Origin of the sequence: Zemynaea arenosa (assembly GCF_004614185.1) — a bacterium.
In the GTDB taxonomy this organism is placed as follows: Bacteria; Pseudomonadota; Gammaproteobacteria; order Burkholderiales; family Burkholderiaceae_D; genus Telluria; species Telluria arenosa.
This window is the reverse complement of the sequence record NZ_SPVF01000063.1, coordinates 1-22,769: the sequence shown is the minus strand read 5'-3', so window position 1 is coordinate 22,769 and position 22,769 is coordinate 1. Positions and strand designations below refer to the sequence as shown.

General features: G+C 66.1%; 24 protein-coding genes and 1 tRNA gene. 12 read left to right on the top strand and 13 right to left on the bottom strand.

The window, feature by feature from the left end:
• On the top strand, positions 1-585 hold the full coding sequence (locus tag E4L96_RS04175) for a response regulator transcription factor (RefSeq protein WP_135205970.1): 585 nt from the start codon (positions 1-3) through the stop codon (positions 583-585).
• Here E4L96_RS04175 and E4L96_RS04170 read toward each other — a convergent pair.
• Positions 548-1,207, bottom strand: coding sequence for a hypothetical protein (locus E4L96_RS04170; protein WP_135205969.1), 660 nt, complete (start codon positions 1,205-1,207; stop codon positions 548-550). The genes E4L96_RS04175 and E4L96_RS04170 overlap by 38 nt on opposite strands.
• A 360-nt stretch (positions 1,208-1,567) precedes the next feature.
• The gene (gene queG, locus E4L96_RS04165) at positions 1,568-2,656 is read right to left on the bottom strand and encodes a tRNA epoxyqueuosine(34) reductase QueG (protein ID WP_135205968.1); all 1,089 of its coding nucleotides are present in this window, start codon (positions 2,654-2,656) and stop codon (positions 1,568-1,570) included.
• 43 nt (positions 2,657-2,699) lie between these two features.
• Between queG and tsaE the strand changes: the two genes are divergently transcribed.
• Genes tsaE through E4L96_RS04150 form a run of 3 tightly spaced genes read left to right on the top strand, consistent with a single transcriptional unit; the run spans position 2,700 to position 5,399 of the window.
• A complete protein-coding gene (gene tsaE, locus E4L96_RS04160) occupies positions 2,700-3,188 on the top strand; it encodes a tRNA (adenosine(37)-N6)-threonylcarbamoyltransferase complex ATPase subunit type 1 TsaE (RefSeq protein WP_135205967.1) in 489 nt (162 codons plus the stop codon).
• Between the two features lie 14 nt (positions 3,189-3,202).
• On the top strand, positions 3,203-4,603 hold the full coding sequence (locus E4L96_RS04155) for an N-acetylmuramoyl-L-alanine amidase (RefSeq protein ID WP_229414215.1): 1,401 nt from the start codon (positions 3,203-3,205) through the stop codon (positions 4,601-4,603).
• Positions 4,604-4,616: 13 nt separating this feature from the next.
• Positions 4,617-5,399, top strand: coding sequence for a D-hexose-6-phosphate mutarotase (locus E4L96_RS04150; RefSeq protein WP_135205965.1), 783 nt, complete (start codon positions 4,617-4,619; stop codon positions 5,397-5,399).
• Between the two features lie 48 nt (positions 5,400-5,447).
• Here the strand turns inward: E4L96_RS04150 and E4L96_RS04145 are convergent, their stop codons facing one another.
• Entirely contained in the window at positions 5,448-6,524 is a 1,077-nt protein-coding gene (locus E4L96_RS04145) for a carbonic anhydrase (RefSeq protein ID WP_135205964.1), read from the bottom strand.
• A 95-nt stretch (positions 6,525-6,619) separates the two neighbouring features.
• Positions 6,620-7,264 carry a VTT domain-containing protein gene (locus tag E4L96_RS04140; RefSeq protein ID WP_135205963.1) on the bottom strand — a complete coding sequence of 215 codons (645 nt, stop codon included), beginning with the start codon at positions 7,262-7,264 and terminating at the stop codon, positions 6,620-6,622.
• A 117-nt stretch (positions 7,265-7,381) separates the two neighbouring features.
• Here E4L96_RS04140 and E4L96_RS04135 point away from each other — a divergent pair, with 117 nt between their 5' ends.
• The 4 genes from E4L96_RS04135 (at position 7,382) to E4L96_RS04120 (ending at position 11,357) form a co-directional block, all read left to right on the top strand.
• Positions 7,382-8,287: a peptidylprolyl isomerase gene (locus E4L96_RS04135; protein WP_135205962.1), complete on the top strand. Its 906-nt coding sequence runs from the start codon at positions 7,382-7,384 to the stop codon at positions 8,285-8,287.
• Between the two features lie 58 nt (positions 8,288-8,345).
• A complete protein-coding gene (gene mutL / locus E4L96_RS04130) occupies positions 8,346-10,271 on the top strand; it encodes a DNA mismatch repair endonuclease MutL (RefSeq protein WP_135205961.1) in 1,926 nt (641 codons plus the stop codon).
• A 5-nt stretch (positions 10,272-10,276) separates the two neighbouring features.
• Positions 10,277-11,242 (top strand): tRNA (adenosine(37)-N6)-dimethylallyltransferase MiaA, encoded by a 966-nt coding sequence (gene miaA, locus E4L96_RS04125; protein ID WP_135205960.1) that lies wholly within the window; start codon positions 10,277-10,279, stop codon positions 11,240-11,242.
• A 38-nt stretch (positions 11,243-11,280) separates the two neighbouring features.
• Positions 11,281-11,357 (top strand) — tRNA-Met (locus E4L96_RS04120).
• Positions 11,358-11,413: 56 nt separating this feature from the next.
• Here E4L96_RS04120 and E4L96_RS04115 read toward each other — a convergent pair.
• Positions 11,414-11,917: a hypothetical protein gene (locus E4L96_RS04115; RefSeq protein WP_135205959.1), complete on the bottom strand. Its 504-nt coding sequence runs from the start codon at positions 11,915-11,917 to the stop codon at positions 11,414-11,416.
• A gap of 156 nt (positions 11,918-12,073) precedes the next feature.
• Here E4L96_RS04115 and E4L96_RS04110 point away from each other — a divergent pair, with 156 nt between their 5' ends.
• From E4L96_RS04110 to E4L96_RS04100, 3 genes are all read left to right on the top strand, one after another.
• A complete protein-coding gene (locus E4L96_RS04110) occupies positions 12,074-12,568 on the top strand; it encodes a GNAT family N-acetyltransferase (RefSeq protein ID WP_135205958.1) in 495 nt (164 codons plus the stop codon).
• A gap of 124 nt (positions 12,569-12,692) precedes the next feature.
• On the top strand, positions 12,693-15,335 hold the full coding sequence (gene pepN, locus E4L96_RS04105) for an aminopeptidase N (protein WP_135205957.1): 2,643 nt from the start codon (positions 12,693-12,695) through the stop codon (positions 15,333-15,335).
• Positions 15,336-15,451: 116 nt separating this feature from the next.
• Positions 15,452-16,075 (top strand): LysE family translocator, encoded by a 624-nt coding sequence (locus E4L96_RS04100; RefSeq protein WP_135205956.1) that lies wholly within the window; start codon positions 15,452-15,454, stop codon positions 16,073-16,075.
• 16 nt (positions 16,076-16,091) lie between these two features.
• On the opposite strand, the gene E4L96_RS04095 is transcribed toward E4L96_RS04100, so the two are convergent.
• The 6 genes from E4L96_RS04095 to E4L96_RS04070 all read right to left on the bottom strand — a co-directional run bounded on the left by E4L96_RS04095 (position 16,092) and on the right by E4L96_RS04070 (position 21,469).
• Positions 16,092-16,499 carry a PPC domain-containing DNA-binding protein gene (locus tag E4L96_RS04095; protein WP_135205955.1) on the bottom strand — a complete coding sequence of 136 codons (408 nt, stop codon included), beginning with the start codon at positions 16,497-16,499 and terminating at the stop codon, positions 16,092-16,094.
• A 43-nt stretch (positions 16,500-16,542) separates the two neighbouring features.
• The gene (locus tag E4L96_RS04090) at positions 16,543-17,151 is read right to left on the bottom strand and encodes a glycoside hydrolase family 19 protein (RefSeq protein WP_135205954.1); all 609 of its coding nucleotides are present in this window, start codon (positions 17,149-17,151) and stop codon (positions 16,543-16,545) included.
• Between the two features lie 85 nt (positions 17,152-17,236).
• Positions 17,237-17,929: a hypothetical protein gene (locus tag E4L96_RS04085; protein WP_135205953.1), complete on the bottom strand. Its 693-nt coding sequence runs from the start codon at positions 17,927-17,929 to the stop codon at positions 17,237-17,239.
• A gap of 53 nt (positions 17,930-17,982) precedes the next feature.
• Positions 17,983-19,119, bottom strand: a complete 1,137-nt coding sequence (locus E4L96_RS04080; RefSeq protein WP_135205952.1) for a CaiB/BaiF CoA transferase family protein — start codon at positions 19,117-19,119, stop codon at positions 17,983-17,985.
• A 10-nt stretch (positions 19,120-19,129) separates the two neighbouring features.
• Positions 19,130-20,275 carry an acyl-CoA dehydrogenase family protein gene (locus E4L96_RS04075; RefSeq protein WP_229414214.1) on the bottom strand — a complete coding sequence of 382 codons (1,146 nt, stop codon included), beginning with the start codon at positions 20,273-20,275 and terminating at the stop codon, positions 19,130-19,132.
• A gap of 9 nt (positions 20,276-20,284) precedes the next feature.
• The gene (locus tag E4L96_RS04070) at positions 20,285-21,469 is read right to left on the bottom strand and encodes a lipid-transfer protein (protein ID WP_135205951.1); all 1,185 of its coding nucleotides are present in this window, start codon (positions 21,467-21,469) and stop codon (positions 20,285-20,287) included.
• Positions 21,470-21,569: 100 nt separating this feature from the next.
• Here E4L96_RS04070 and E4L96_RS04065 point away from each other — a divergent pair, with 100 nt between their 5' ends.
• Positions 21,570-22,196, top strand: coding sequence for a TetR/AcrR family transcriptional regulator (locus E4L96_RS04065; protein ID WP_229414213.1), 627 nt, complete (start codon positions 21,570-21,572; stop codon positions 22,194-22,196).
• On the opposite strand, the gene E4L96_RS04060 is transcribed toward E4L96_RS04065, so the two are convergent.
• Both E4L96_RS04060 and E4L96_RS23505 read right to left on the bottom strand, forming a co-directional pair.
• On the bottom strand, positions 22,193-22,558 hold the full coding sequence (locus tag E4L96_RS04060; protein WP_135205949.1) for a putative signal transducing protein: 366 nt from the start codon (positions 22,556-22,558) through the stop codon (positions 22,193-22,195). The two genes, E4L96_RS04065 and E4L96_RS04060, sit on opposite strands and share 4 nt — an antisense overlap.
• A gap of 28 nt (positions 22,559-22,586) precedes the next feature.
• Positions 22,587-22,769, bottom strand: a 183-nt coding sequence (locus E4L96_RS23505) for a hypothetical protein (protein WP_167758594.1), incomplete at its 5' end; no start/stop codon positions are given.

Genomic DNA, 22,769 nt, shown 5'->3' with positions numbered 1-22,769 from the left:
ATGCTGCACATAGTCGACGATGAAGAAGTGGTGCGCGATGCGCTGTCCTGGCTGGCCCAGTCGCGTGGCATACAGGCACGCACGTATGCGGATGGCGCCGCGTTTCTTGGCGCGGCGGGCGAGGCCTTCGACGGCGGCGGCGACTGCGTGCTGCTCGACGTGCGCATGCCGGGACTGAACGGCATCGCCGTCTTCGACCAGCTGATTGCACGTGGACTGGCGCAGCGCTATCCGGTCATCTTCCTGACCGGCCATGGGGATGTGCCGATGGCGGTCGATTCCCTGAAGCGCGGCGCCTTTGATTTTTTCGAGAAGCCCTTCAACGACAATGAGCTGATGGACCGGGTGACCCAGGCCCTGGCCCAGTCGCGCCAGGCCGAAGCGCAGGACGCGGTACGCGGACGGCTCGCGTCCCTGTCCACGCGCGAGCGCGAGGTGCTGGACCTTATCCTGGCGGGCAAGATGAACAAGGTGATCGCGGACGAATTGGGCATCTCGATGCGCACGGTCGAGGTGCACCGCGCGCACATCTTCGACAAGATGCAGGTCAAGACCGCGATCGAGCTGGCGGGGCTGCTGAAATAGCGGACATGGTTCCGCCGAGGCAGGTGGCGAGTTCGGAGAGGAAGCGGTCGCGCAGCTGCACGTAGCGCGGATAGTCGGCGTAGGCTTTGCGGGCAGAGGTCTGCCGCAGCAGATACGCGGTCGCGACGACGCCCGATGACGGCACGATCAGCGTGTAGACCCCGATGACGCCAGCGCCGTTGAGGGCTGCCTCGTCCAGGCCCAGGACCTCGATCCCGCGCGCGGGTAGCACCTTCAGTTGCGGCGCCTTGGGCTGCGCCGTGAACCAGGTCAGCTGCGCAAGGATTGCGGTGCGGTCGGCCTCGAACTGCTCGGGGAGCGAGCGCTCCAGCTTGAGCTGCACGAACGGATCGGTGCCGGGAAAAGCGAGGCGCATGCGATAGCCATCGGCCACCGAGACCTGCATCGACCCGGACGCCGTGGTCACGGTGCGCTGCTTCGCGCGCGGCACCGTATGGGTTACGTCCAGCGCGTGCAGTCCGCCCGAGTACCCGCACTGCACGGCCGCCCGCAGTGGATCCGCTGCCCGCACCGGGCCGGTCACCAGCGCGGCCACCCCCGCATCCGCCGCCCAAACCTGCCCTGCCCCGGCGAGGGCGATCGCCGCCATCACTGCCTTCATGATCCACCTCACACGCAATGCCATCGGCGCGCATTGTGTCGCCCTCCCTGTGGTGACGCATCCCGTTTGCACAAAGTCTCGCCCCGCAGCACAGCCGGTCCCACGCCACGACCCTCCCCACCAGTATCGTTTCCCGCCACCGGGGTCAGCCCCCCAGTTCCCGCCCCGAAAAATCCCCCAGCCCCCGCTTGACCTTTCTCAAAAAGGTGCCTGACCCCGGTAGCAAAAACCACGGTTTTTAATACTGGGGTCTGGCACCAAGTTCCGGGGCCGAGAAAGCTGGGAGGGGACGGTTGAGATGGCGCAAAAAGGGGTCTGACCCCGGTATTGAGAGGTGCTACTTTTGTTGCGGGGAGGTCGTTACTGGGTGTGGCGGGCGAGGGCCCAGGCGACGTGGTCGCGAACGAGCTGGGAGGGGTGGTCGAGGCGGGCGCGGAGGGCGGCGACCAACGTTGGTTCGCCGGGGGCGGTGGCGGCGGCATTGCCGAGGGCGACGGCGATGTTGCGCAGCCAGCGTTCGTGGCCGATGCGGCGGATCGGGCTGCCTTCAAGGCGGCGGTTGAATTCGTCCTCCGTCCAGGCGAACAGCTCGACCAGCGTGGCGCTACCCAGGCCGTTGCGCTCGTCGAAGTCGGGCACCAGCGCGCGCTCGGCGAACTTGTTCCAGGGGCAGGTGACCTGGCAGTCGTCGCAGCCGTACACGCGGTTGCCGATCAGGGGCCGCAGCTCTTCGGGGATCGCGCCTTTCAGTTCAATCGTCAGGTACGAAATGCAGCGCCGCGCATCCAGCCGCCCGGGGCCGAGGATCGCGCCGGTCGGGCAGACGTCGATGCAGGCCTGGCACTGGCCGCAGTGCGCACCGGTCGGTTCATCGACCGGTAGCGGCACGTCGACGAGGATTTCGCCAACGAAGAACATCGAGCCGCCTTCGCGGTTCAGCAGCAAGGTATGTTTGCCGCGCCACCCGAGGCCCGACTTTTCGGCCAGCGGCAGCTCCATCACGGGCGCCGAATCGGTGAACACGCGGTAGCCGAAGTCGCCAACGGCCGCGCGAATCCGGTCCGCCAGCTGCTGCAGGCGTGCGCGCAGCACCTTGTGATAGTCCCGCCCGCGCGCATACACCGACACCACCGCCGCCGACGGATCCTGCAGCCGCAGCGCCTCGCGTGCGCGCCAGTCGTCGGGCGTGGACGAAGGCAGGTAGTCCATGCGCGCGCTGATCACCCGCACCGTGCCCGGCACCAGCTCCGCCGGGCGCGCGCGTTTGAGGCCATGTGCGGCCATGTAGTCCATGTCGCCGTGATGGCCCGCCTCCAGCCACGCGAGCAGGCCCGGCTCCGCGGCCGTGAGGTCGATGTCCGCCACGCGCACGTCCGCGAAGCCCAGCTCGCGGCCCCACGCCTTCAGGTCGCGCGCCAGCGCGGCGAGCTCGGATGTCGAAAAAGACATGACGGATTAGAATACGCACCAAATCAATCCACCATTTTATGCGATGGAGCACCACCACTACCACCTGCGCGACGAAGAAGCCACCCAGCGCCTGGGCATGGCGCTGGCGCGCGCCATCGCTCCCGGCATGACGGTCTACCTGCATGGCGACCTCGGTGCCGGCAAGACCGCCCTCACCCGCGCGCTGATCCACGCGACCGGCTATCAGGGCCACGTGAAAAGCCCGACCTACACGCTGGCCGAACCCTATGCGGTGACGCTGCATGGCACGCCCGCGCAGATCATCCATTTCGACCTGTATCGCATGTCCAGCCCCGAGGAATTTCTCGACGCCGGCTTCCGCGAAGATTTCAACGCTGCCAATGTCTGCATCGTCGAATGGCCCGAGAAGGCCGAAAAGGTGTTGCCGGAGCCCGATCTCGCTGTATTTCTGACGATGAACCACGCAGGACGTGATGTAGAATTGAAGCCGTCGTCTGCCCTCGGCCAGCTATGTCTCGACCGTCTTCATTTCGCACCCGACCTGGGCTAGCTCCCGCCAGCCGGATGTCGCGCCGCACCGTCCTTAAGGCCGGCGGCACCCTCCTCTTGTCCGTGATCGCTCCGATGCGCGCCCGCGCCGCGCAAATCCTCGGCGTGCGCGTCTGGCCCGCGGCGGACTACACCCGCGTCACGCTGGAAAACGACACGGACCTCAAAGCCACCCACTTCCTGGTGCCGAATCCGGACCGCATGGTGGTGGACATCGAGGGCCTGGACCTCAATCCGACCTTGAAAAGCCTGGTCGCGAAGATCCAGGCCAACGACCCGTACATCAAGCAGGTGCGCGTGGGCCAGAACCGGCCCAACGTCGTGCGGCTGGTGTTCGACCTGAAGGAACAGGTCAAGCCGCAGGTGTTCACGCTGCCGCCGGTCGGTACTTACAAGCACCGGCTGATTTTTGACCTCTACCCGGTGGCCCCGGTCGATCCGATCGCCCAGATGATCGAAAAGGGCGAATGGACGCGCGACGATGCGCCTAACGGCAAGCCGGATCTCCCGGCCGCGCCGCCGGATGCGATTGCGGCGATGGCGTCCGAGATGCCGGCGTTGGCCGTGGTCAAACCGGCCACGCCGCCGTCCGCGCTGGTTGCCGCATCGAACGCTCCCGAAGTCGTCAAGCCGCTTGCCGTGGCCAGGGAGCCCAAGCCGGACGCCAAGCTGGAGGCCAAGGCCGAGCCGTCGAAGCAGAAAGTGGTCCGCATGGTGACCATCGCGCTCGATCCGGGCCACGGCGGCGAAGACCCGGGCGCCAGTGGCCGGCGCGGCACGCGCGAGAAGGACGTGGTGCTGGCTGTGGCCAAGCGCCTCAAGGACAAGCTGGAAAACGTGCCCAACGTGCGGGTGATGCTGACGCGCGATGGCGACTATTTCGTCCCCCTCGGCAAGCGCGTAGAGAAAGCGCGCGCAGTGCAGGCCGACCTGTTCGTGTCCATCCACGCGGATGGCTTCGTGAGCCCGACGGCGCGCGGCTCGTCCGTGTTCGTGCTGTCCGAGAAAGGCGCCACGTCGACCGCCGCACGCTGGCTGGCCAATACGCAGAACCTGTCGGACGCCATCGGTGGCGTCAACCTGAAGAGCCAGGACAAGCAGCTGGCCGGCGTGCTCCTCGACCTGTCGACGACCGCGCAGATCAACGACAGCATGAAGCTGGCGAAGGCCGTGCTGAGCGAGATCGGCGGCATCAATCGGCTGCATCGCGGCGAGGTGGAGCAGGCGGGCTTCGTGGTGCTGAAGGCGCCGGACATCCCGTCGATCCTGGTGGAGACGGCGTTCATTTCGAATCCTGAAGAAGAAGCGAAATTGACCGACAATGGCTACCAGGACCAGCTGGCGGACGCGATCACCAAGGGCATCAAACAGTACTTCGCGAAGAATCCGCCGCTGGCCAAGAGCCGCATGACGTAACGAGCTGACAGCCATGACCACAACCACAACAACGTACGGACACCTTCCGGCCATCCGCATCGCTTCTCCCGAAGGCGCGGAGGCCATCGTCACCTTGTTCGGCGCGCACCTCGTGTCGTGGAAGTCGGCGGATGGCAAGCAGCGCATCTTCATGAGCGAGCACTCGGCGCTGGATGGCAGCAAGGCGCTGCGCGGCGGCGTGCCGGTGATCTTCCCGCAGTTTGCGGAGCGCGGCACGGGCATGCGGCATGGCTTTGCGCGCACGGCCACGTGGCGCCATGTGGCGGGTGGCGTGGAGGGGACGATGGGCTATGGGCTCTTCGAGCTGACCCACGCGGACCTGGCGCCGCAAGTGGCCGAAGCGTGGCCGCACGAATTCGCGCTGCGGCTGCGCGTGGCGCTGCATGACAAGGAGCTGCAGCTGGTGCTGGAGGTCGAAAACACCGGCGAGGATCTGCTGCAGTTCGCGGCGGCGCTGCACACTTACTTCCATATCGATGCAGGGGAAGAAGCGCGCATCACGGGGCTGGAGGCGGCGCCGCTGGTCATCCGCGACAAGATTGACCGTATCTACCGCCATATCGGGGCGCCGATCCAGCTGAACGGCATGCGCCTGGAGCAGAGCGGCTTCCGCGATGCCGTGGTGTGGAACCCCGGCCCCGCCGATGCCGCGGCCTTGTCCGACCTCGGCGACGATGAATGGCAGCGCTTCGTCTGCATCGAACCGGCGTCGGTCGACCCCATGCCCCTTTACCCCGGCGAAACCTGGACCGGCCGCCACGTCGTCACCGCATAACGCGAGACTGGCGTGCGAGGCCCCATCGCGAGGCCTTGCCAAACTCAATCAGTTGGATTCTTTGATCACGCGCCCCGCCGCCTGCTGGATCGGGCGGGCGTTGAGGGGATACAGGCGGGCGAAGATGGCCATCTGGGCCGGGGAGGCCTGCATCGGCGTCTTCAGGACCAGCCACAGCACTCCCTCGGTGCACGGCGGCGTGGTGAGGGAGCCCATGTAGGTGTAGTACTCGCGCTTGGGCGGCAGGATCTCGTTCAAATCCAGCACCACATTCGGCGTGACCGTATCGTTCTTCTCCAGCGGCAGATTGTTCCACACCGTCTGCATGGCCTGCATGGCGCGCCCACGTTCGAGCAGCACGGCCAGCACGGCCAGCTTGCCCTCGGGGTCCTTGTGCACCATGTGGACGACCATCTCGTAGCTCTTGCCATTCACCCGCTCTTCGGACGGACGATGGAAGTGGAACTGCACCAGCTCATAGGTGCGGTTGCCCACGGTGATGTAGTTGCCGCCACCGACGTTCACCTGCACCGTGTGCCCGTTGTCGATGACGTTGAAATTGGTCGGCTTGTAATCGAAGCTGATCGCTTCCAGGTCCACCTTCATGCCATCGCGGATGTCGATCGGCGACTGGCGGTTGCCCGTGCTGCACGCGGCCCAGTCCACGTTGATCTTGGACCAGTTGGCCGGACCATCCACGCCTTCATAGGTCCAGTGCGTGCCATGCGCGGGCGGTGGCGGCAGCGCGGCCACACGTTCGGCCTCGCGGCGGCGGGCATCGGCCAGCTTCTTGGCCTTGGCCGCGGCGGCGGCGCGCGCCTTCTGCTGCTCGCGCATCTCGGCGATGCGCTTGGCAATGCGCGCCTGCAGTTCGCTCTCGCCTTCTTCGCTGCTGCCAGGGACGCTGGCGCTGACGCCGGAGGACGCGGACGCGGCAGCGCCCTCCTTCGGCGGCACGATATTCGGCTTGATCGATGGAATAGCCGAGGCCTTTGCGCCCGCGGAGGACGATGCCTCCGCCGATGCCTTGGCCGCCTCGTGGCCAGAGGTATGGGTCGGTTCAGACGCTTGTGCCGCCGTGGCAATGGCAATCAAGCAAGCAGTCAGGACGCTCAGGTGTCGCATGGGAATCAGGGGTGATGACTTCTCCCCTGATATCGGCGCGCGCCCGCGAAACTTGAGTCCGCTGGGAAAGAATCGTAAAGACGATTGTGGAAGATTTAACGTCCGGAGACGCGGCGCGCGAACTTCCAGAGCGCGCCCAGCGCCAGCGGCACCACGGCCACCGCCACGCCAAACAGCACGATGGCGGTCAGGTGATCGCGCACCACCGGGATGTTCCCGAAGAAGAAGCCGGCCGTGACCAGGCTGATCACCCAGCTCGCCGCGCCGACCACATTGAAGAACTGGAACCGCGTCTGCGTCATCTCGGACACGCCCGCCACGAAGGGCGCGAAGGTCCGCACCACCGGCACGAAGCGCGCCAGGATGATGGTCTTGCCGCCATGTTTCTCGAAGAAGTCGTGGGTCTTGCGCAGCGCGTCCTTGTTGATCCAGCGGTAGTCGTGTGTAAACACCCGCTGCCCGATCGCCTTGCCTATCCAGTAATTGACGGTGTTGCCGACCACGGCGGCCACGATCAGCAGGGCCATCAGCAGCAGATAATGCATCTCGCCCGAAGCGCAGAACGCGCCGGCGATGAACAGCAGCGTGTCTCCCGGGAAGAAAAACAGGACCACCAGGCCGGTTTCCGCGAAGATGATGAAAAACAGGACGGCGTAAACATAAACACCGTAATCGCGCAGAAGAACTCCAAGGGCCTTATCGACGTGCACCAGCATGTCGAGCAATTGCATCAGATCCATAATTTTCCTAAGGGAGAGACGAACATCATACCACCCCTCCTCGTCCTTACGCCGGTTGTTTCCCCGGGGCGCTAACCGGTTTAGAATCCCTTGTCCACATGACAAGGAGACCCTGGAATGCGCGTCCTCACCCCGCTGGCGGCCACCCTGGCCCTGGCCTTCGCCCTCCCCGCCGCGACCGCCGCGGACCTGCCGCCGCGCCCCACCGTCGGCGACATCGTCAAAGCCTCCAAGCCGGGCGACTGGCGTCCGCTCGATCCACAGAACACGCTGTACATGGAGCTGCCCAGCGGGCGCGTGGTGATCGAACTGGCGCCCGATTTCGTGCCCGGCACCGCGGCCAACATCCGCGCGCTGGCGCGCGAGAACTACTTCGACGGCCTGGCCATCATCCGCTCGCAGGACAACTACGTGGTCCAGTGGGGCGACCCGGACGAAGAGCACCCGCGCGCGCTGAAGAAGGCCGCGGCCAAGGTGAAGGCCGAGTTCACGGTGCCGATGGCGCAGGACAAGCACTTCGTCGCCATGCCGGACAAGGACGGCTATGCGCCGCAAGTCGGCCACTCGCACGGCTTCCCGTCCGCGCGCGACCCAAAGAGCGGGCGCACCTGGCTGGCGCATTGCTACGGGATGGTCGGCGTGGCGCGCGATAACGATCCGGATTCCGGCAACGGCTCCCAGCTCTACGTGGTCACCGGGAACGCGCCGCGCCACCTGGACCGCAACATCACCGTGGCCGGGCGCGTGGTCAGCGGCATGGCGCTGCTGTCCACCCTCCCGCGCGGCACCGGGCCGCTGGGTTTCTACGAGAAGCCGGAGCAGCGCCTGCAGATCAAGTCCGTGCGCCTGGCCGCGGACGTGCCGGAGGCCGAGCGTTCGAAGCTCGAAGTGATGCGCACCGAGACCGACACCTACGCCAAGGTGGTGGACGCGGCGCGCAACCGCGGCGGCCCGTGGACGGTGTACTCGCCCGGGTATGTAGAACTGTGCAACGCTCCCATCCCCGTGCGCGAGCAAAAATGACACACCGGCCGGTGGTTGAAGGATCACCGGCCCGTTTGGCCCCGTTATAATTCACCGGATGAACGCGCCCGTCATCACCGCTCCCCGCCCCATCCAGGCCCTTCCCGACCAGCTGATTTCCCAGATCGCCGCCGGCGAGGTGGTGGAACGGCCCTCCGCCGTCGTCAAGGAGCTGCTGGAGAATGCGCTCGATGCCGGGTCCACGCAGATCAGCATCCGGCTGGAGGAAGGCGGCGTCAAACGCATCGCTATCACCGACAATGGGCGCGGGATCCCGCCGGACCAGCTGCCGCTGGCGCTGGCGCGGCATGCGACCTCGAAGATCGCCTCGCTGACCGATCTAGAAAATGTGGCCACGCTGGGCTTCCGCGGTGAGGCGCTGGCCTCCATCGCGGCGGTGGCGGCGGTCTCGGTGACCACGCGCACGGCCGATGCGGCGCATGCCTGGCAGATCATCGGCAGCCACCATGGCGCGGTGTCGCCGTCATCGGGCGCTTACGGCACCACCATCGACGTGCAGGACCTGTACTTCAATACGCCTGCGCGCCGCAAATTCCTGAAATCCGAGCAGACCGAGTACGGCCATTGCGCGGAGGTCGTGCGGCGCATCGCGCTGGCGCGGCCGGATGTCTCCTTCACGCTTTCGCACAACGGCAAGACGGTCGACCACTGGAATGTGTGCGACCTGGCCAAGCGCTGCGCGCACATCCTGGGCTCCGAGTTTGCAGCCGCGCGCTTGCCCGTCGACGAATGTGCCGGACCATTGCGGCTGCACGGTTTCGTGGGCCTGCCCACGGCGTCCAAGGCGCGCGCGGATGGCCAGTTCTTCTACGTGAACGGCCGCTTCGTGCGTGACAAGCTGCTGGTGCACGCGGTGCGCGCGGCCTATCAGGACGTGCTGCATGGGGACCGCTTCCCGTCCTACGTGCTGGCGCTGGAGCTGGACCCGGCGCTGGTGGACGTGAACGTGCACCCGTCCAAGATCGAGGTGCGCTTCCGCGACAGCCGGACGGTCCACCAGTTTGTCTTCCATGCCGTGCAGCGCGCGCTGGCCGCGACGTCGGCCACCTCTTTCGCCAATGCGCCGGCACCGCAGGCTGCGGCCTCCATGGATGGCGGCGATGCTTCCGGCTCGGCTGCCGCTCCGTGGCGCCCGCAGCAGGCGTCGTTCGGGTCGCAGTTCTCGTCCACGTTCTCGCCGTCGCCATTCCCGCCAGGGAGCCGCTACGACAGCCCGGGCGTGGCGCAGTCCACCGCGGCGTATGGAGCGCTGTTCAAGGAAGACGGCCATGAGCCGTTCGTGCCACAGCAAGCTTCGTCTGCATCGCCGGTGCTTGAGGCGCAGACCATCGTGGTCGGCTCGCCCGCCGCGCCGGACGAGGAATTCCCGCTCGGCTTCGCGCTCGCCCAGCTGCACGGCATCTACATCCTGGCGCAGAACACGCGCGGGCTGGTGCTGGTGGACATGCACGCCGCGCACGAGCGCATCCTGTACGAGCAGCTGAAGACGGCCATCGATGGCGCGCTCTCGGGCACCGGGCAGCAGATGCAGGTGCAGCCGCTTCTTATTCCCGTGACCTTCTTCGCCGACGCGGTGGAAGTGGGCACGGCCACCGAACACCAGGAGACGCTGCACGCGCTGGGCTTCGACATCGCCGTGATGTCGCCGACCACGCTGGCGGTGCGCTCGATTCCCACGCTGCTAAAGTCCGCGGACGCGCAGACCCTCGCGCGCGACGTCCTGCGCGACGTGCGCGAATACGGCGGCTCGCGCGTGCTAATCGAGCGCCGCAACGAGCTGCTGGGCACCCTGGCCTGCCACACGGCGGTGCGCGCCAATCGCATCCTGTCGATCCAGGAAATGAACGCGCTGCTGCGGCAGATGGAGCACACCGAGCGCTCGGACCAGTGCAACCACGGGCGCCCGACCTGGGTGCAGCTCGATATCTCGGCGCTGGACAAGCTGTTCCTGCGCGGGCAGTAAGCATCATGTCCTCATTCGTGCAGCGCGGCCCGAAGCCGCGCGCGGTGGCCATCATGGGGCCGACCGCCTCCGGCAAGACGGCAGCGGCGCTGGCGATCGCGCGCGCGATGCCGGTCGAGATCATCTCGGTCGATTCGGCACTCGTGTACCGCGGCATGGACATCGGCACAGCCAAGCCCTCGGCCGAGGAGCTGGCGGCGGTCCGTCATCACCTCATCGACATCATCGAGCCAACCGAGTCCTATTCGGTGGCGCAGTTCCGCGCCGATACCCTGCGGCTGGTGGACGAGATTTCCTCGCGCGGCGCGCTGCCGCTGCTGGTCGGCGGGACCATGATGTACTACAAGGGCCTGACCGAAGGCCTGGACGACCTGCCGCAGGCCGACCAGGCGGTACGCGACCGCATCGAAGCCGACGCCGCCGCCCTCGGTTGGCCCGCGATGCATGAGCGGCTGCGGGCGGTCGACCCGGTCACCGCCGAGCGTTTGAAGCCCAACGACGCGCAGCGCATCAACCGCGCGCTGGAGATTTATGAGTTGTCCGGCAAGCCGATGTCGGAACTGCTGACCGGGCGGCCCAAGCTGGAGCTGCCCTTCGAACTGGTCTCGTATGCGCTGGAGCCGTCCGACCGCGCAGTGCTGCACGCACGGATCGCGGCCCGCTTTGACGCGATGCTCGGGACGCGCGATGATGAGGGCCTGGTGGCGGAAGTGGCGCGGCTGCGGGCGCGCGGCGATTTGAACTTGTCGCTGCCATCGATGCGCTGCGTGGGGTACCGGCAGACCTGGGAATATTTAGATGGCACGATCTCGCGGGATGAGCTGCGCGAGACCGGCATCGCCGCCACGCGCCAGCTGTGCAAGCGCCAGCTCACGTGGCTGCGTGCGATGCCGGAACGGGTCGTGATCGACTGCCTGGGGGCCGATCCGGCGGGCGAATTACTGGCGCACGTGAGCTGCACGATCCGTTGACAGGGTCCGGCCAAGCCACTATAATGCGTGGCTCTCGTGGTGATATAGCTCAGTTGGTTAGAGCATAGCATTCATAATGCTAGGGTCGCTGGTTCAAGTCCAGCTATCACCACCAAGAATTCGAAAGCCGCTGTGCCGCAAGGTGCAGCGGCTTTTTCCGTTGGGCCGGCATTATTCGTCGACCTTGGCATCCTCGCTCTTCGCGGCCTCCATGGCTTCCGGTTCCAGTTCCTCGGCGGACCTGTTGAGGCGGATGAAGACACCCCAACCGGCCAGCAGCACGCCGGCAGCCACCAGAACGGAGGCAGCGTGAGGCAGCAGTTCGGGATCCTCGTGCAGGGTCTTGAAGCTGGCGACCAGGCCTTCGATGGACAGCGCCACCACCACCACGACCATGAAGCGCGACAGGTAGCGGCGCACGCGCGTCGGAGCGCTGATGTGGGCATCGCGGACCACCTCTTCTTCGGTGATGGTCTGGGCGATCTGCAGCGACACAACCGCGATAGCCAGCAGGCCGATGGCTTCGATCGCGATCGGCGCGTTAGCCTCGGCGTCAACGCCGACCGCGTCCCAGGCGGTCACTCCGGCGTAAACCGTCAGTAGCACGGCCATGCCGACGAACATCAGCGCCAGCACGGCATGCGCGATCGAGAACAGCAGCTTCAGCGATTTCATGGGTGGGGAAGTAAGGCTGAGGTCGGGATGGTGGCCCGATTGTGCCGCATCCGCCGGGACGGGGCCGCACGCGACCTCAGGAGAACTGGAGCGGCACGCGCGCTGGGCGGTGAAAGCCTGTACAGTGCCAATTTTTCAACTTGGGCTGCATTCACGATGACCGCTTGCCTCCGCCTGGAACCCGCCCAGCCGCAGTACCGCGACGCCATGGCCGCCCTGTTCCGCGACGTGTGCCGCGGCGGCGACGCGCTGCCGTTCACGGAGGACACGTCCGACGAGCTGTTCGATGCGATGTGGCTGGCGCCTGGCATCCAGTCCTTTGTGGCGCTGGACGGGGGCGAGGTCGCCGGCATGTACAAGCTGAACGCCAACTTCCCTGGCCGCGCCAGCCACGTAAGCAGCGCGACCTTCCTCGTGAGTCCAAACCTGCAAGGACGCGGCATCGGCGGCGCCATGCTGCGCGACGCGCTCGCCAAAGCCACCGCCCAAGGCTTCCGCTCGATGCAATTCAACTTCGTGGTATCGACCAACGCCCCGGCGGTGGCCCTCTACCAGAAGCACGGCTTCGCCATCGCCGGTACTCTCCCCGGCGCCTTCCATCACACCGAGCTCGGCTACGTCGACGCCTACGTCATGACGCGCGCACTGTAACCCCAGCACCGGCGGGCCACCGCTGTATGCATGCAGATATGCATATATTTGCTTATCAAAGCGCCAGTGCTATGCTGCGCCCAGCTTTTTCCGTCAACGCATTCCTAGAACGAGAGACCCCAGCGTGAAACTGACTGCTCCGCGCGCGCTTGCGCTTGCCATTGCCTCGGCTTTTGCCCTTCACACCGCCCACGCCGCCGCGCCCGCCCCGCGTGCGCAGAACGCCTACCTGTCGCAGGCCGACGCGTTCGCCCGCAGCGCGCGCATCGCCAATGTCGACTACCTGGTCGACCTGACGATCACCGGCAAGGAGACCTTCTCCGGCACCACCACCCTCACCTTCAACCTGAAGGATGCCAGCAGCCCGCTGACCATCGACCTGGACAAGGCGACCATCAAGACCCTGACCGTCAACGGCAAGGAGGTCAAGCCTGAGTACAACAACTGGTTCATCACCCTGCAGCCGAAGGACCTGGTCAAAGGCAAGAACACGGTGGTGGTCAGCTACGACCGCCCGCACAGCACCAACGGCGAAGGCCTGCACCGCATGGTCGACCCGGTGGACAAGCGCGTCTACACCTACACCCACTTCGAACCGGCCGCCGCGCACCAGATGTTCGCGCTGTTCGACCAGCCGGACCTGAAAGGCACCTACAGCCTGACCGTGACCGTGCCGAAGGACTGGGTGGTGGTCTCCACCGGCCGCGAGACCAAGGTGGAAGACGTGGGCGCCGACAGCAAGCGCTGGACCTTCCCGACCACCAAGAAGCTCTCCGCCTACAACTTCGAAGTCGCCGCCGGCCCGTACCAGGTGTGGGAAGACACTTCCGGCAAATATCCGATGCGCCTGTTCTCGCGCCAGTCGGTCGCGTCCCAGATCAAGCCGCAGGAATGGTTCCGCTACACCAAGGCCGGCCTGGCCTTCTTCGACGAATACTTCGGCGTCCCCTACCAGTTCAACAAGTACGACCAGCTGCTGGTGCCGGACTTCCTGTACGGCGCGATGGAGAACGCGGGTGCGGTGACCTTCGCGGAAGGCGGCTTTATGTTCCGCGCCGAGATGACGACCGCCCAGAAACACAATCTGGCGGGCGTGATCATGCACGAGATGGCGCACCAGTGGTTCGGCGACCTGGTCACCATGAAGTGGTGGAACGGCCTGTGGCTGAACGAGAGCTTCGCTTCCTTCATGGGCACGCTGGCAACCGCCGAAGCGACCGAGTTCAAGGACGCCTGGCAGGCCTTCTACTCGCAAGGCAAGCAGGCCGCCTATGCGCAGGATTCACGCGCGACCACCCACCCGATCGAGGTGCCGGTGCCCTCCAGCCAGAGCGCGTTCGACAACATCGACGCGATCACCTATTCGAAGGGCGCGTCCACGCTGAAGCAGCTGCGCCACCTGCTGGGTGAGGACGTGTTCCGCAAGGGCGTGCACAACTACCTGGTGAAGTACCAGTTCAAGAACGCGACGCTGCAGGACTTCATCGGCAGTCTGGGCGAAGCGGCGCACCGTGACCTCTCGGCCTGGACCAAGCAGTGGCTGTATGAACCGGGCGTGAACACCATCGCGGCCAACTACAGCTGCAAAGGCGGCAAGATCGACAGCTTCACGATCGACCAGCGCGGCACTGCCAAGTTCCCGACCCTGCGCGAGCAGCGCGTGCAAGTGGCCAGCTTCAAGATGAAGGATGGCCAGCTGGTGCTGGACAAGAACGTGCCCGTCATCTACAACGGCGCCAAGACGGCGGTGAAGGGCCTGGTCGGCAGCGCTTGCCCGGACCTGGTCTACCCCAACTACCAGGACTGGGGCTTTGCCAAGGTGGTGCTGGACCAGCGCTCGTTTGAAACCGCCCGCAACCACCTGGCGGGCGTGGAAGATCCGCTGCTGCGCGCGATGCTGTGGCAGAGCCTGTGGGATGGCGTGCGCGACGGCAAACTGCCGCTCAACGACTACATGGCCGTGGTGTTCAAGAACCTGCCGGGCGAGAAGGACTACACCCTACTCACCGACGTGACCGGCAAGGTCGCGCGCGCCAAGGGCTTGATGGATGCCATGGGCGTCGACAACGCCTGGTCGCGCCAGACCCGCAAGGACCTGGAAGCGATGGCCTGGGACCGCGCCGTGGCCGCCAAGGGCAACGACAACTTCCAGCGCCTGTGGTTCAACCTGTACGTGGGCGTGACCAGTACGCCGGAAGGCCTGGCGCGCCTGGCCGCGGTGCTGGACGGCTCGGCCAAGGTGGACGGCCTGACCATCAACCAGGATCTGCGCTGGAACATCATCTACGCCCTCAACCGCTACAACTATGCCGGTGCCGCCGAGCTGGTGAAGGCGGAGCAGGAGCGCGACAAGTCGGATGCGGGCCAAGCCCGCGCGATCGCGGCCACGGCCGTGCGTCCGGACCCGGCGGTGAAGGCCGAGTGGCTGGGCACGGTGACCGACCTGCAGACCAAGCTGCCGTTCTCGAAAGTCCGCACTGCGATGGGCTCGCTGTACACGCCCGAGCAGCGCGAGCTGAGCGAGAAGACCGCCGAGCAGCGTCTGGCGCAGCTGCCGGAGCTGGACAAGAAAGGCAGCACGGTCTACATCCGCGCGTATTCCAACAGCCTGATCCCTTACGCTTGCACGGCCGCGAGCGTGAAGCGGCTGGAGGATGCGGCGGCCAAGATGAAGGACCTGTCGCCGGCCACCCGCCGCGCGCTGCTGGACTCGGTGGAAGATGACCAGCTCTGCCTCACCGTCAAGAACGCGCTGACGGCCAAGTAATCGCCTGACACCCTCCCAAGCCCGCCTTCTGCGAGGAAGCGCGGGCTTTTTCATGCCTGGGCCCGGTTCCGGCCGAGCTCGTACAATAGAGGTTCGCTCCCACTCTCGCGCCTGCCATGCTCACACTCCAGCAAATCCTGTCCTTCCTCGCTGTCGCCGTGCTGATCACGCTGTCTCCCGGGCCGGACAATCTCATGGTGCTCGGCCTGGGCATGTCCAAGGGACGGATCAAGGGGATGGCGTTCGGGCTCGGCTGCGCGCTGGGTTGTCTCAGCCACACTCTGCTGGCGGCGCTGGGGGTGAGCGCCCTGCTGGCGGCGTCACCGGTGGCCTTCACAGCGCTCAAGGTGTGCGGCGGGCTGTATTTGATCTGGCTGGGCTATAACGCGCTGCGCAGCAAGGGCGGCGCGCAGGCGGCGGCGGTGACGGCGGACGAGACCGCCGGGCGGCTGTTCCTCAAGGGCGTGTTCGCCAATGCCATCAATCCCAAGGTGGTGCTGTTCTTCCTGTCCTTCCTGCCGCAGTTCGTGGTGGCCAGCCAGGGCCACCCGTCGCTGCAAACGGCGGTGCTGGGCCTCGTGTTCACGCTGCAGGCGGTGGTGTTGTTCGGGCTGCTGGGATATTTCTCGGGTGCGGTGGGCCAGCGGCTGCAGGCACGGCCGCAGGCAGGCATGTGGCTGGATCGGGCGGCTGGGACCATCTTCGTCGGCCTGGGGCTGCGGCTGCTGGTTGCGCGCTGAAGGCGCCGATATTGAGCTAGCTGGAGCCCGCGGCGCGGGCGATGTGCAGTTCCGGGTATCCGGTGGCAGCGTCGTGCACGCGCGTGAAACTGTGTTCCGGCAGCACGGCCACCAGCGCTTCCACCGTGGTCCGCACCACGCAACCGGTGCCCACGTGGCCGCCGAGGACGTTGCCGTCGCGATCGGAAATGCTCATGTGCAGGTGTGGACCATCGACGGACAGCGAACCCGCCAGCGCCAGGATCTCGTAGTCGCCGGTCAGTTCGGTTAGATCGTCGCGGCCCGCCAGGCGCAAGCGCGCCACGGAAAGGCTGCCGATCGCCTGCAGGACGAACCCCGCCTGCGCTCCGGTTTCGGCGAGCGCGGCGGCGAGGGTGGACCGCAGGTCGGCACCCGGGTTCAGGCGCAGGGGGAGCACGTGCATGGCGGCGTCAAGAAGGTGGCGACCCGCCGATTGTACGGCCGTTTCACCCGCCCGCCGTCAGCAGCGCAAGATACAACGCCTGTTCGATGCCGAGGGCATAGGCGGCAATCGTGGTCGCCTGGTCCAGGCCGTTGACGACGCGGCGTGCGTTCACATAGTCCGTGCCGCGCTCGCTCACGTAGTCACCCAGTGCCCGCCCGGTGAACATGCCCTCCAGCATCCCCATCGACAGCATACGGTAGGCCGTGAGCGGATCGAGCGCGCGGTCGGGGTCGTTGACGAGGGCGTCGCCGATGCCAAGCGCGTCGCCCAGGCGGCTGTAATTGGTACGGCCGGTGATCTGCACATAGCCGCGGCCCTTGTAGCGGCGCCCGTCGCCCGGCTGGATATTGCCGAGTTGCACGCCGAGGGGCGTGTTCGGCTCGTACTTGTCGAAGTACTCGTCGGGGCCCCACTCCGTGATTGGCTGCCAGCTGTCGGCGCACTCGTGCTTGACCGTGGCCAGCATGTAGGCGGCGATGCGGATGTCCTGGATCGCCTGGTCCAGCTGCATGAAGCCGAGCAGCACATCCAGCCCCGCGCGCTTGGGCGCGGTGAGCGGGGCGAAGCGGTCCTCGTAGGCGGTAAAGAAGGCTTGGTGATCGAACCACATGATGCACTCCCCGAAAGCGATTTGATCTCAGCTTAGGAGCAGCGCATGGGGCGCAATTGATACTGTCCAACTGGACGGCAAATCGTCAAGGCGCGAGCTGTAGAAAGCGGTCGGCGTCCCTGAGGTAGGCGGTGCGGTAGGGGTTGTCGGGGAAGGCGGCGACGCCGGGCAGGTCACGGCGGACCATGGCGCGGTCTTCGTCGGTGGCGGTGCCGCCGCTGTCGAGGCGCTTCAGGATGGCGCTGAGGCGGGCCTGCGGTTCGTGGATCACCTTGCTGATGCGGACGTTGTCATAGTTCTGGCACTCGGCCGATTCCGGCGCCCAGTGCTTGCGGGTCCAGACGCCGGCGGCGTGATCGTCACCCATCTCGCGCAGGTCCTCGACCAACGCGCTCCAGTAGGCATCCACTTCGCGGCGGCATTGTTCGGTGGTTTTGCCGCTGGCCCAATCGGTTTGCTTGATGTGCGGCGGGATGGATTTCTGGCTTGAGACGTAGCGGTCGCACGCGAGCTGCTGGAGGTGCTGAAGCTGGGCCTTGCACTCGGCGTGGGTGCGGATGCCGTGCGCGGCGGCGTATTCGCGGCCCAGCATGGCGTCGTATTCGGCGCGGTTGATGGTCTTGCCCGTCCGGTCGTGGTAGACCGGTTCCTCAGGCACGGCCGGGGCTTGGGGAAGCTCGATGCCGTTCATGCGCAGGAGGATAGCCGGGAGCAGGGACAGTAGCCAGAACGCGGCCACGCCAATCAGCACCGCACGCAGAATTCGGCCCACCGTCATACCCGCCCCCTCAAGTCAGCAATAAAGGCATTGTAGCGGGTGGCAGATAGCCCTCACAGACCGAGGGCGCGGAGACGATCTTCCGTGACGCCCCAACGGCGCAAAGCAGCGGCGGCGCCCGTCCGCGAGGGCGGCATGGGCGTGTCCGCGGCGGTGCGCGAGAAGCGCGGGGCGGGAGCGGGTTGCGGGACGCCCGCGATGTCGACGAAGGTGTGGCGGTCCGCATTGTGCGGGTGCTGCGGTGCTTCGTCGATGTCCAGCACGGGGGCGAAGCAGGCGTCCGTGCCTTCCATCAGGGCGCACCACTCATCGCGCGTGCGGGTGCGGAAGATGGCGGCCAGCCTGGCCTTCAGCGCGGGCCAACGTTCGCGGTCCATCTGGGCGTCGAAGTCGGGATCCTGGCCGAGGCCCGCCAGCGCGCGCAGCTTCGCATAGAACTGGGGCTCGATGGCGCCGATCGAAACGAAGCGGCCATCGGCACAGGCATAGGTGTCGTAGAAATGCGCGCCGCCGTCGAGCATGTTGGCACCGCGCTGCGCATTCCACTCGCCGTAGGCCCGCATCCCATAGATCATGGACCCGAGCAGCGCCGCGCCATCGGTCATGGCGCTGTCCACGACTTGGCCTTGCCCGGAAGCGCGCGCTTCCCACGCCGCGCACATCACGCCGAAGGCCAGCAGCATGCCGCCACCACCAAAGTCGCCGAGGAGGTTAAGGGGCGGAGCGGGTGGCTCGCCTTGGCGGCCCATCGCACCCAGCATGCCGGTGAGCGCGATGTAGTTGATGTCGTGGCCCGCGGCCTGCGCGAGCGGGCCGTCCTGCCCCCAGCCAGTGATGCGGCCGAAGACCAGCCGTGGATTGCGCTCGTGGCACGCATCTGGTCCGAGCCCAAGGCGTTCCATCACACCGGGGCGGAATCCTTCGATCAGGATGTCGGCTTGTTCGACCAGCGCCAGCACGGTCGCGCGGCCCGCTGCACTCTTGAGGTCCACAGCAATGGCCTCGCGTCCGCGCGCCATCACGTCGTACTTGGTCCCGAGGATGGGAAACGGATTGTCCGCACCGGGCGGCGCCGCGCGGTCGATGCGGATCACGTCGGCTCCCATATCGGCCAGCAGCATCGCCGCGAACGGGCAAGGGCCGATACCCACCATCTCGATGACCTTCAGCCCTGCCAGCGGTCCCGCCATGCACTGCTCCTTACAAAGAACGAGAGATGATCTCTTTCATGATCTCGTTGGCGCCGCCGTAGATGCGCTGCACACGTGCGTCTACGTACAGCTGCGCGATCGGATATTCAAGCATGTAACCATATCCGCCGAACAGCTGCACGCACTGGTCCACCACTTTGCATTGCAGGTCCGTGATCCAGTACTTGGCCATGGACGCGAGTTCGGTGTCCATGCGCCCTTCCAGCATGTCGACGATGCAGCGGTCGATGAAGGTGCGCGCCACGGTCGCTTCGGTCTTGATCTCGGCGAGCACGAAGCGCGTATTCTGCAGTTCGATGAGCGCTTGCCCGAACGCCTTGCGCTCCTTGGTGTGCTCGATGGTGAGCGCCAGTGCCTTCTCGATGGCGGCCACGCCGGCGATGCCGACAATCACGCGCTCGTACGGCAGCTCAGTCATCAGCTGCACGAAGCCCTTGCCTTCCACCCCGCCCAGCACATTCTCACGCGGCACGCGGGCACCGTCGAAGAACAGTTCGCAGGTGTCCTGCCCCTTCTGGCCGACCTTCTCCAAGATGCGGCCGACGCGGAATCCGTCGCCGCAGTTCTTCGTCTCAAGCAGCATCAGCGAAATGCCCTTGGACCCTGCTTCGGGGTCGGTCTTGGCGACCACCAGGATCAAGTCCGCCAGGTAGCCATTGGAGATGAAGGTCTTGGACCCGTGCAGCACGTAATGGTCGCCCTCCAGTTTAGCTGTAGTACGGATACCCTTGAGATCCGAACCGGCGCCCGGCTCCGTCATCGCGATGGCGGCCACCATTTCGCCACTGGCCAGCTTGGGAAGGTAGGTGCGCTTCTGCTCCTCGGTGCCCTGGTTCAGCAAATAGTGCGCGACGATGGCGTGCACGTGGATGCCGAAGGCGGTATCGCCGGAGAAGCTCAACTCCTCGAACACGATCGCCTGGTGCGCGAAGGTGCCGCCGGAGCCGCCGTATTCCTCCGGGATGTCGGCGAGCAGGATGCCCATCTCGCCGGCCTTGTTCCAGGTGTCGCGGTCCACGTGCTGCTGCTTGCGCCAGCGTTCATTGTGCGGAACGATTTCCGCGTCCACGAAGCGTTTGACCGCATCGCGGAAGCCTTCCAGGTCTGCGTCCATCCAGGGAGAGACGTAGTTCATGGCGCCTCCTCAATTCGAGCGGTACATGGTGACCACGCAAGCGCCGCCCAGGCCCAGGTTGTGCTGGAGGGCGATGCGCGCACCATCCACCTGGCGTGCGTCGGCCGTGCCGCGCAGCTGGTGGGTCAGTTCGTAGCACTGGGCGAGACCGGTTGCCCCCAGCGGGTGGCCCTTGGACAGCAGGCCGCCGGACGGATTGGTAACGACCTTGCCGCCGTAGGTGTTGTCACCCTCGCTGATGAACTTGTCCGCTTCGCCCTCGCCGCACAGGCCCAGGGCTTCATAGGTGATCAGCTCATTGTGGGCGAAGCAGTCGTGCAGCTCCACCACGTCCAGTTGATCGGGGCCGATGCCGGAGCGGGCGTAGACCTGGGCGGCGGCTTCGTGGCTCATGTCGTAGCCGACCACGCGCATCATGTCGTCCGCGCTGAAGGTGCCCGGGCGGTCGGTGGTCATGGACTGCGCCGCGATGTAGACGTCGGTGCGCAGGCCGTGCTTGCGGGCGTAGTCCTCGGAGACCAGCAGCGCGGCCGCGGCCCCGCAGGTCGGCGGACAGGCCATCAGGCGGGTCATCACGCCGGGCCAGATCACGGGCGCATTCATCACGTCATCGACGCTCACCTCTTTCTTGAAGAGGGCGAGCGGGTTGTTGACGGCATGGCGGCTGGCTTTGGCGCGTACCTTCGCGAAAGCCTCCAGCGGTGTGCCGTACTTCTGCATATGAGCCAGGCCCGCGCCGCCGAAGTAGCGCAGCGCCAGCGGGATCTCGGCCATGCCGACCAGCTTCTCGGTGACATCGTCGAAGGCGTCGAAAGGACTCGGGCGGTCCTGGAACACGGAGGCCAGCGCGCCCGGCGCCATCTGCTCGAAGCCCAGCACCAGAACGCAGTCGGCGGCGCCGCTTTCCACGGCCTGGCGCGCGAGGAACAGGGCGGTGGACCCGGTGGAGCAGTTGTTGTTGACGTTGACGATAGGAATGCCGGTCATGCCGACCTTGTACAGGGCCTTCTGGCCGCTGGTGGAGTCGCCGTAGACGTAGCCCGCGTAGGCCTGTTCCACATTGTCATACGGGACGCCGGCATCCTGCAGCGCCTGGCGGGCGGCGTGGGCACCCATCTCGTCGTAGGGGGCACTGCTGCCGGGCTTCGCGAACGGGATCATGCCCACGCCGGCGACGAACACTTTGCGGCTCATCTCTGTCTCCATAGCTGTGATTAGGTCGGGCGACCTAGTGCGTCGGACGATTATAGGTCAGCTGTACTATTTGTCAAATCGGCGTGCCATAATGACAGCCATGCTGAATAGTGCTCTCAAAAACAAAGCCTCGTCCACGACCGAGAAAGGGCTCGGGCGGGCGCAGGAGATCCTCCAGTGCGCGCGCACCCTGCTGGCCAGCGACGGGTATGCAGGGCTGTCGATGCGGAAGGTGGCGGCGGGGGCCGGGATCTCGCTCTCCAATGTGCAGCACTACTATCCGGACAAGGACTCGCTGCTGGAGGCGCTGCTGCTGTACACGATGGACGTGTTCCAGTCGAAGATCGACGCGATCGCGGCGGCCATGCAGGATGCGCCTCCGCTGGAGCGCTTCCTGTCGACGGCGGACATGTTTTTGGAGGAAATCACCGATCCGGTGACGCACGCGCTGTTCTTCGAGATCTGGGCGCTGGCCTCGCGCAATCCGTTTGCCTCGCGGCTGATGGACAAGATGATGGCGCGCGAGCGCAAGACGATCTACAACCTGATTCGCGGGCTGAATCCCCGGATCGGGGACGAGGAATACATGCAGCGCGCGATCCTCATGGTGGCGCAGATCGAAGGCCTGATGCTGTTCCGCCTGAACCGCCACACCCGCCGCGCAGAATTCAACGCCGTGCGGGCCTCCGTGCGCCAGTTGCTGGTCAATCTCGCAACGGTCGCCTAAGGCGCCGCCGGGCCGACGTCCTCATCATCCCGCAAGGAGAACTCGCCGCGCTCGTAGGCGGCGATGACGGCTTGCGCCTCGGCCATGTGTTCAGACGGTACGAGAACGCGCACCCCACCCAGAGCCGGGGTCCACAGGGAATTGGCTTGCACCAGGTTGTCGTCAGCGACGACCGCCGGGATGCCGGCGGCGACCAGGCAGCCGCACACCACGTGCGCCTCGGTCGGGGTGAAGTAGCGGGCAACGATCAGAAGGTCCCGGCCGGGGAGCAGGACTCCGGCGGGGCGGCCGGCTACGGCGTCAGCGCCGCTGGGCGTGCCCGGCAGATCATCGGCGGTCAGGGTGGAGCTGGGGTGTTTCATCGGCGGGCCTCCCATCGTGAGAACTGCGTTAGCGTTGGACCGCCACTTCGTTCGGGCGCTGGCCGCAGCGCACATCCGGCGCAAGATCGTTGTGCAGCTCGCCGCGGCAGGACCAGCGCGGGCCGCGCAGCGGCGAGGTCTCGTAGCGCCAGCTCCAGTGGGTCTCTCCGTCGTCGTCCACGCTCACGCGGCCGGGATGCCTGGCCGCGTG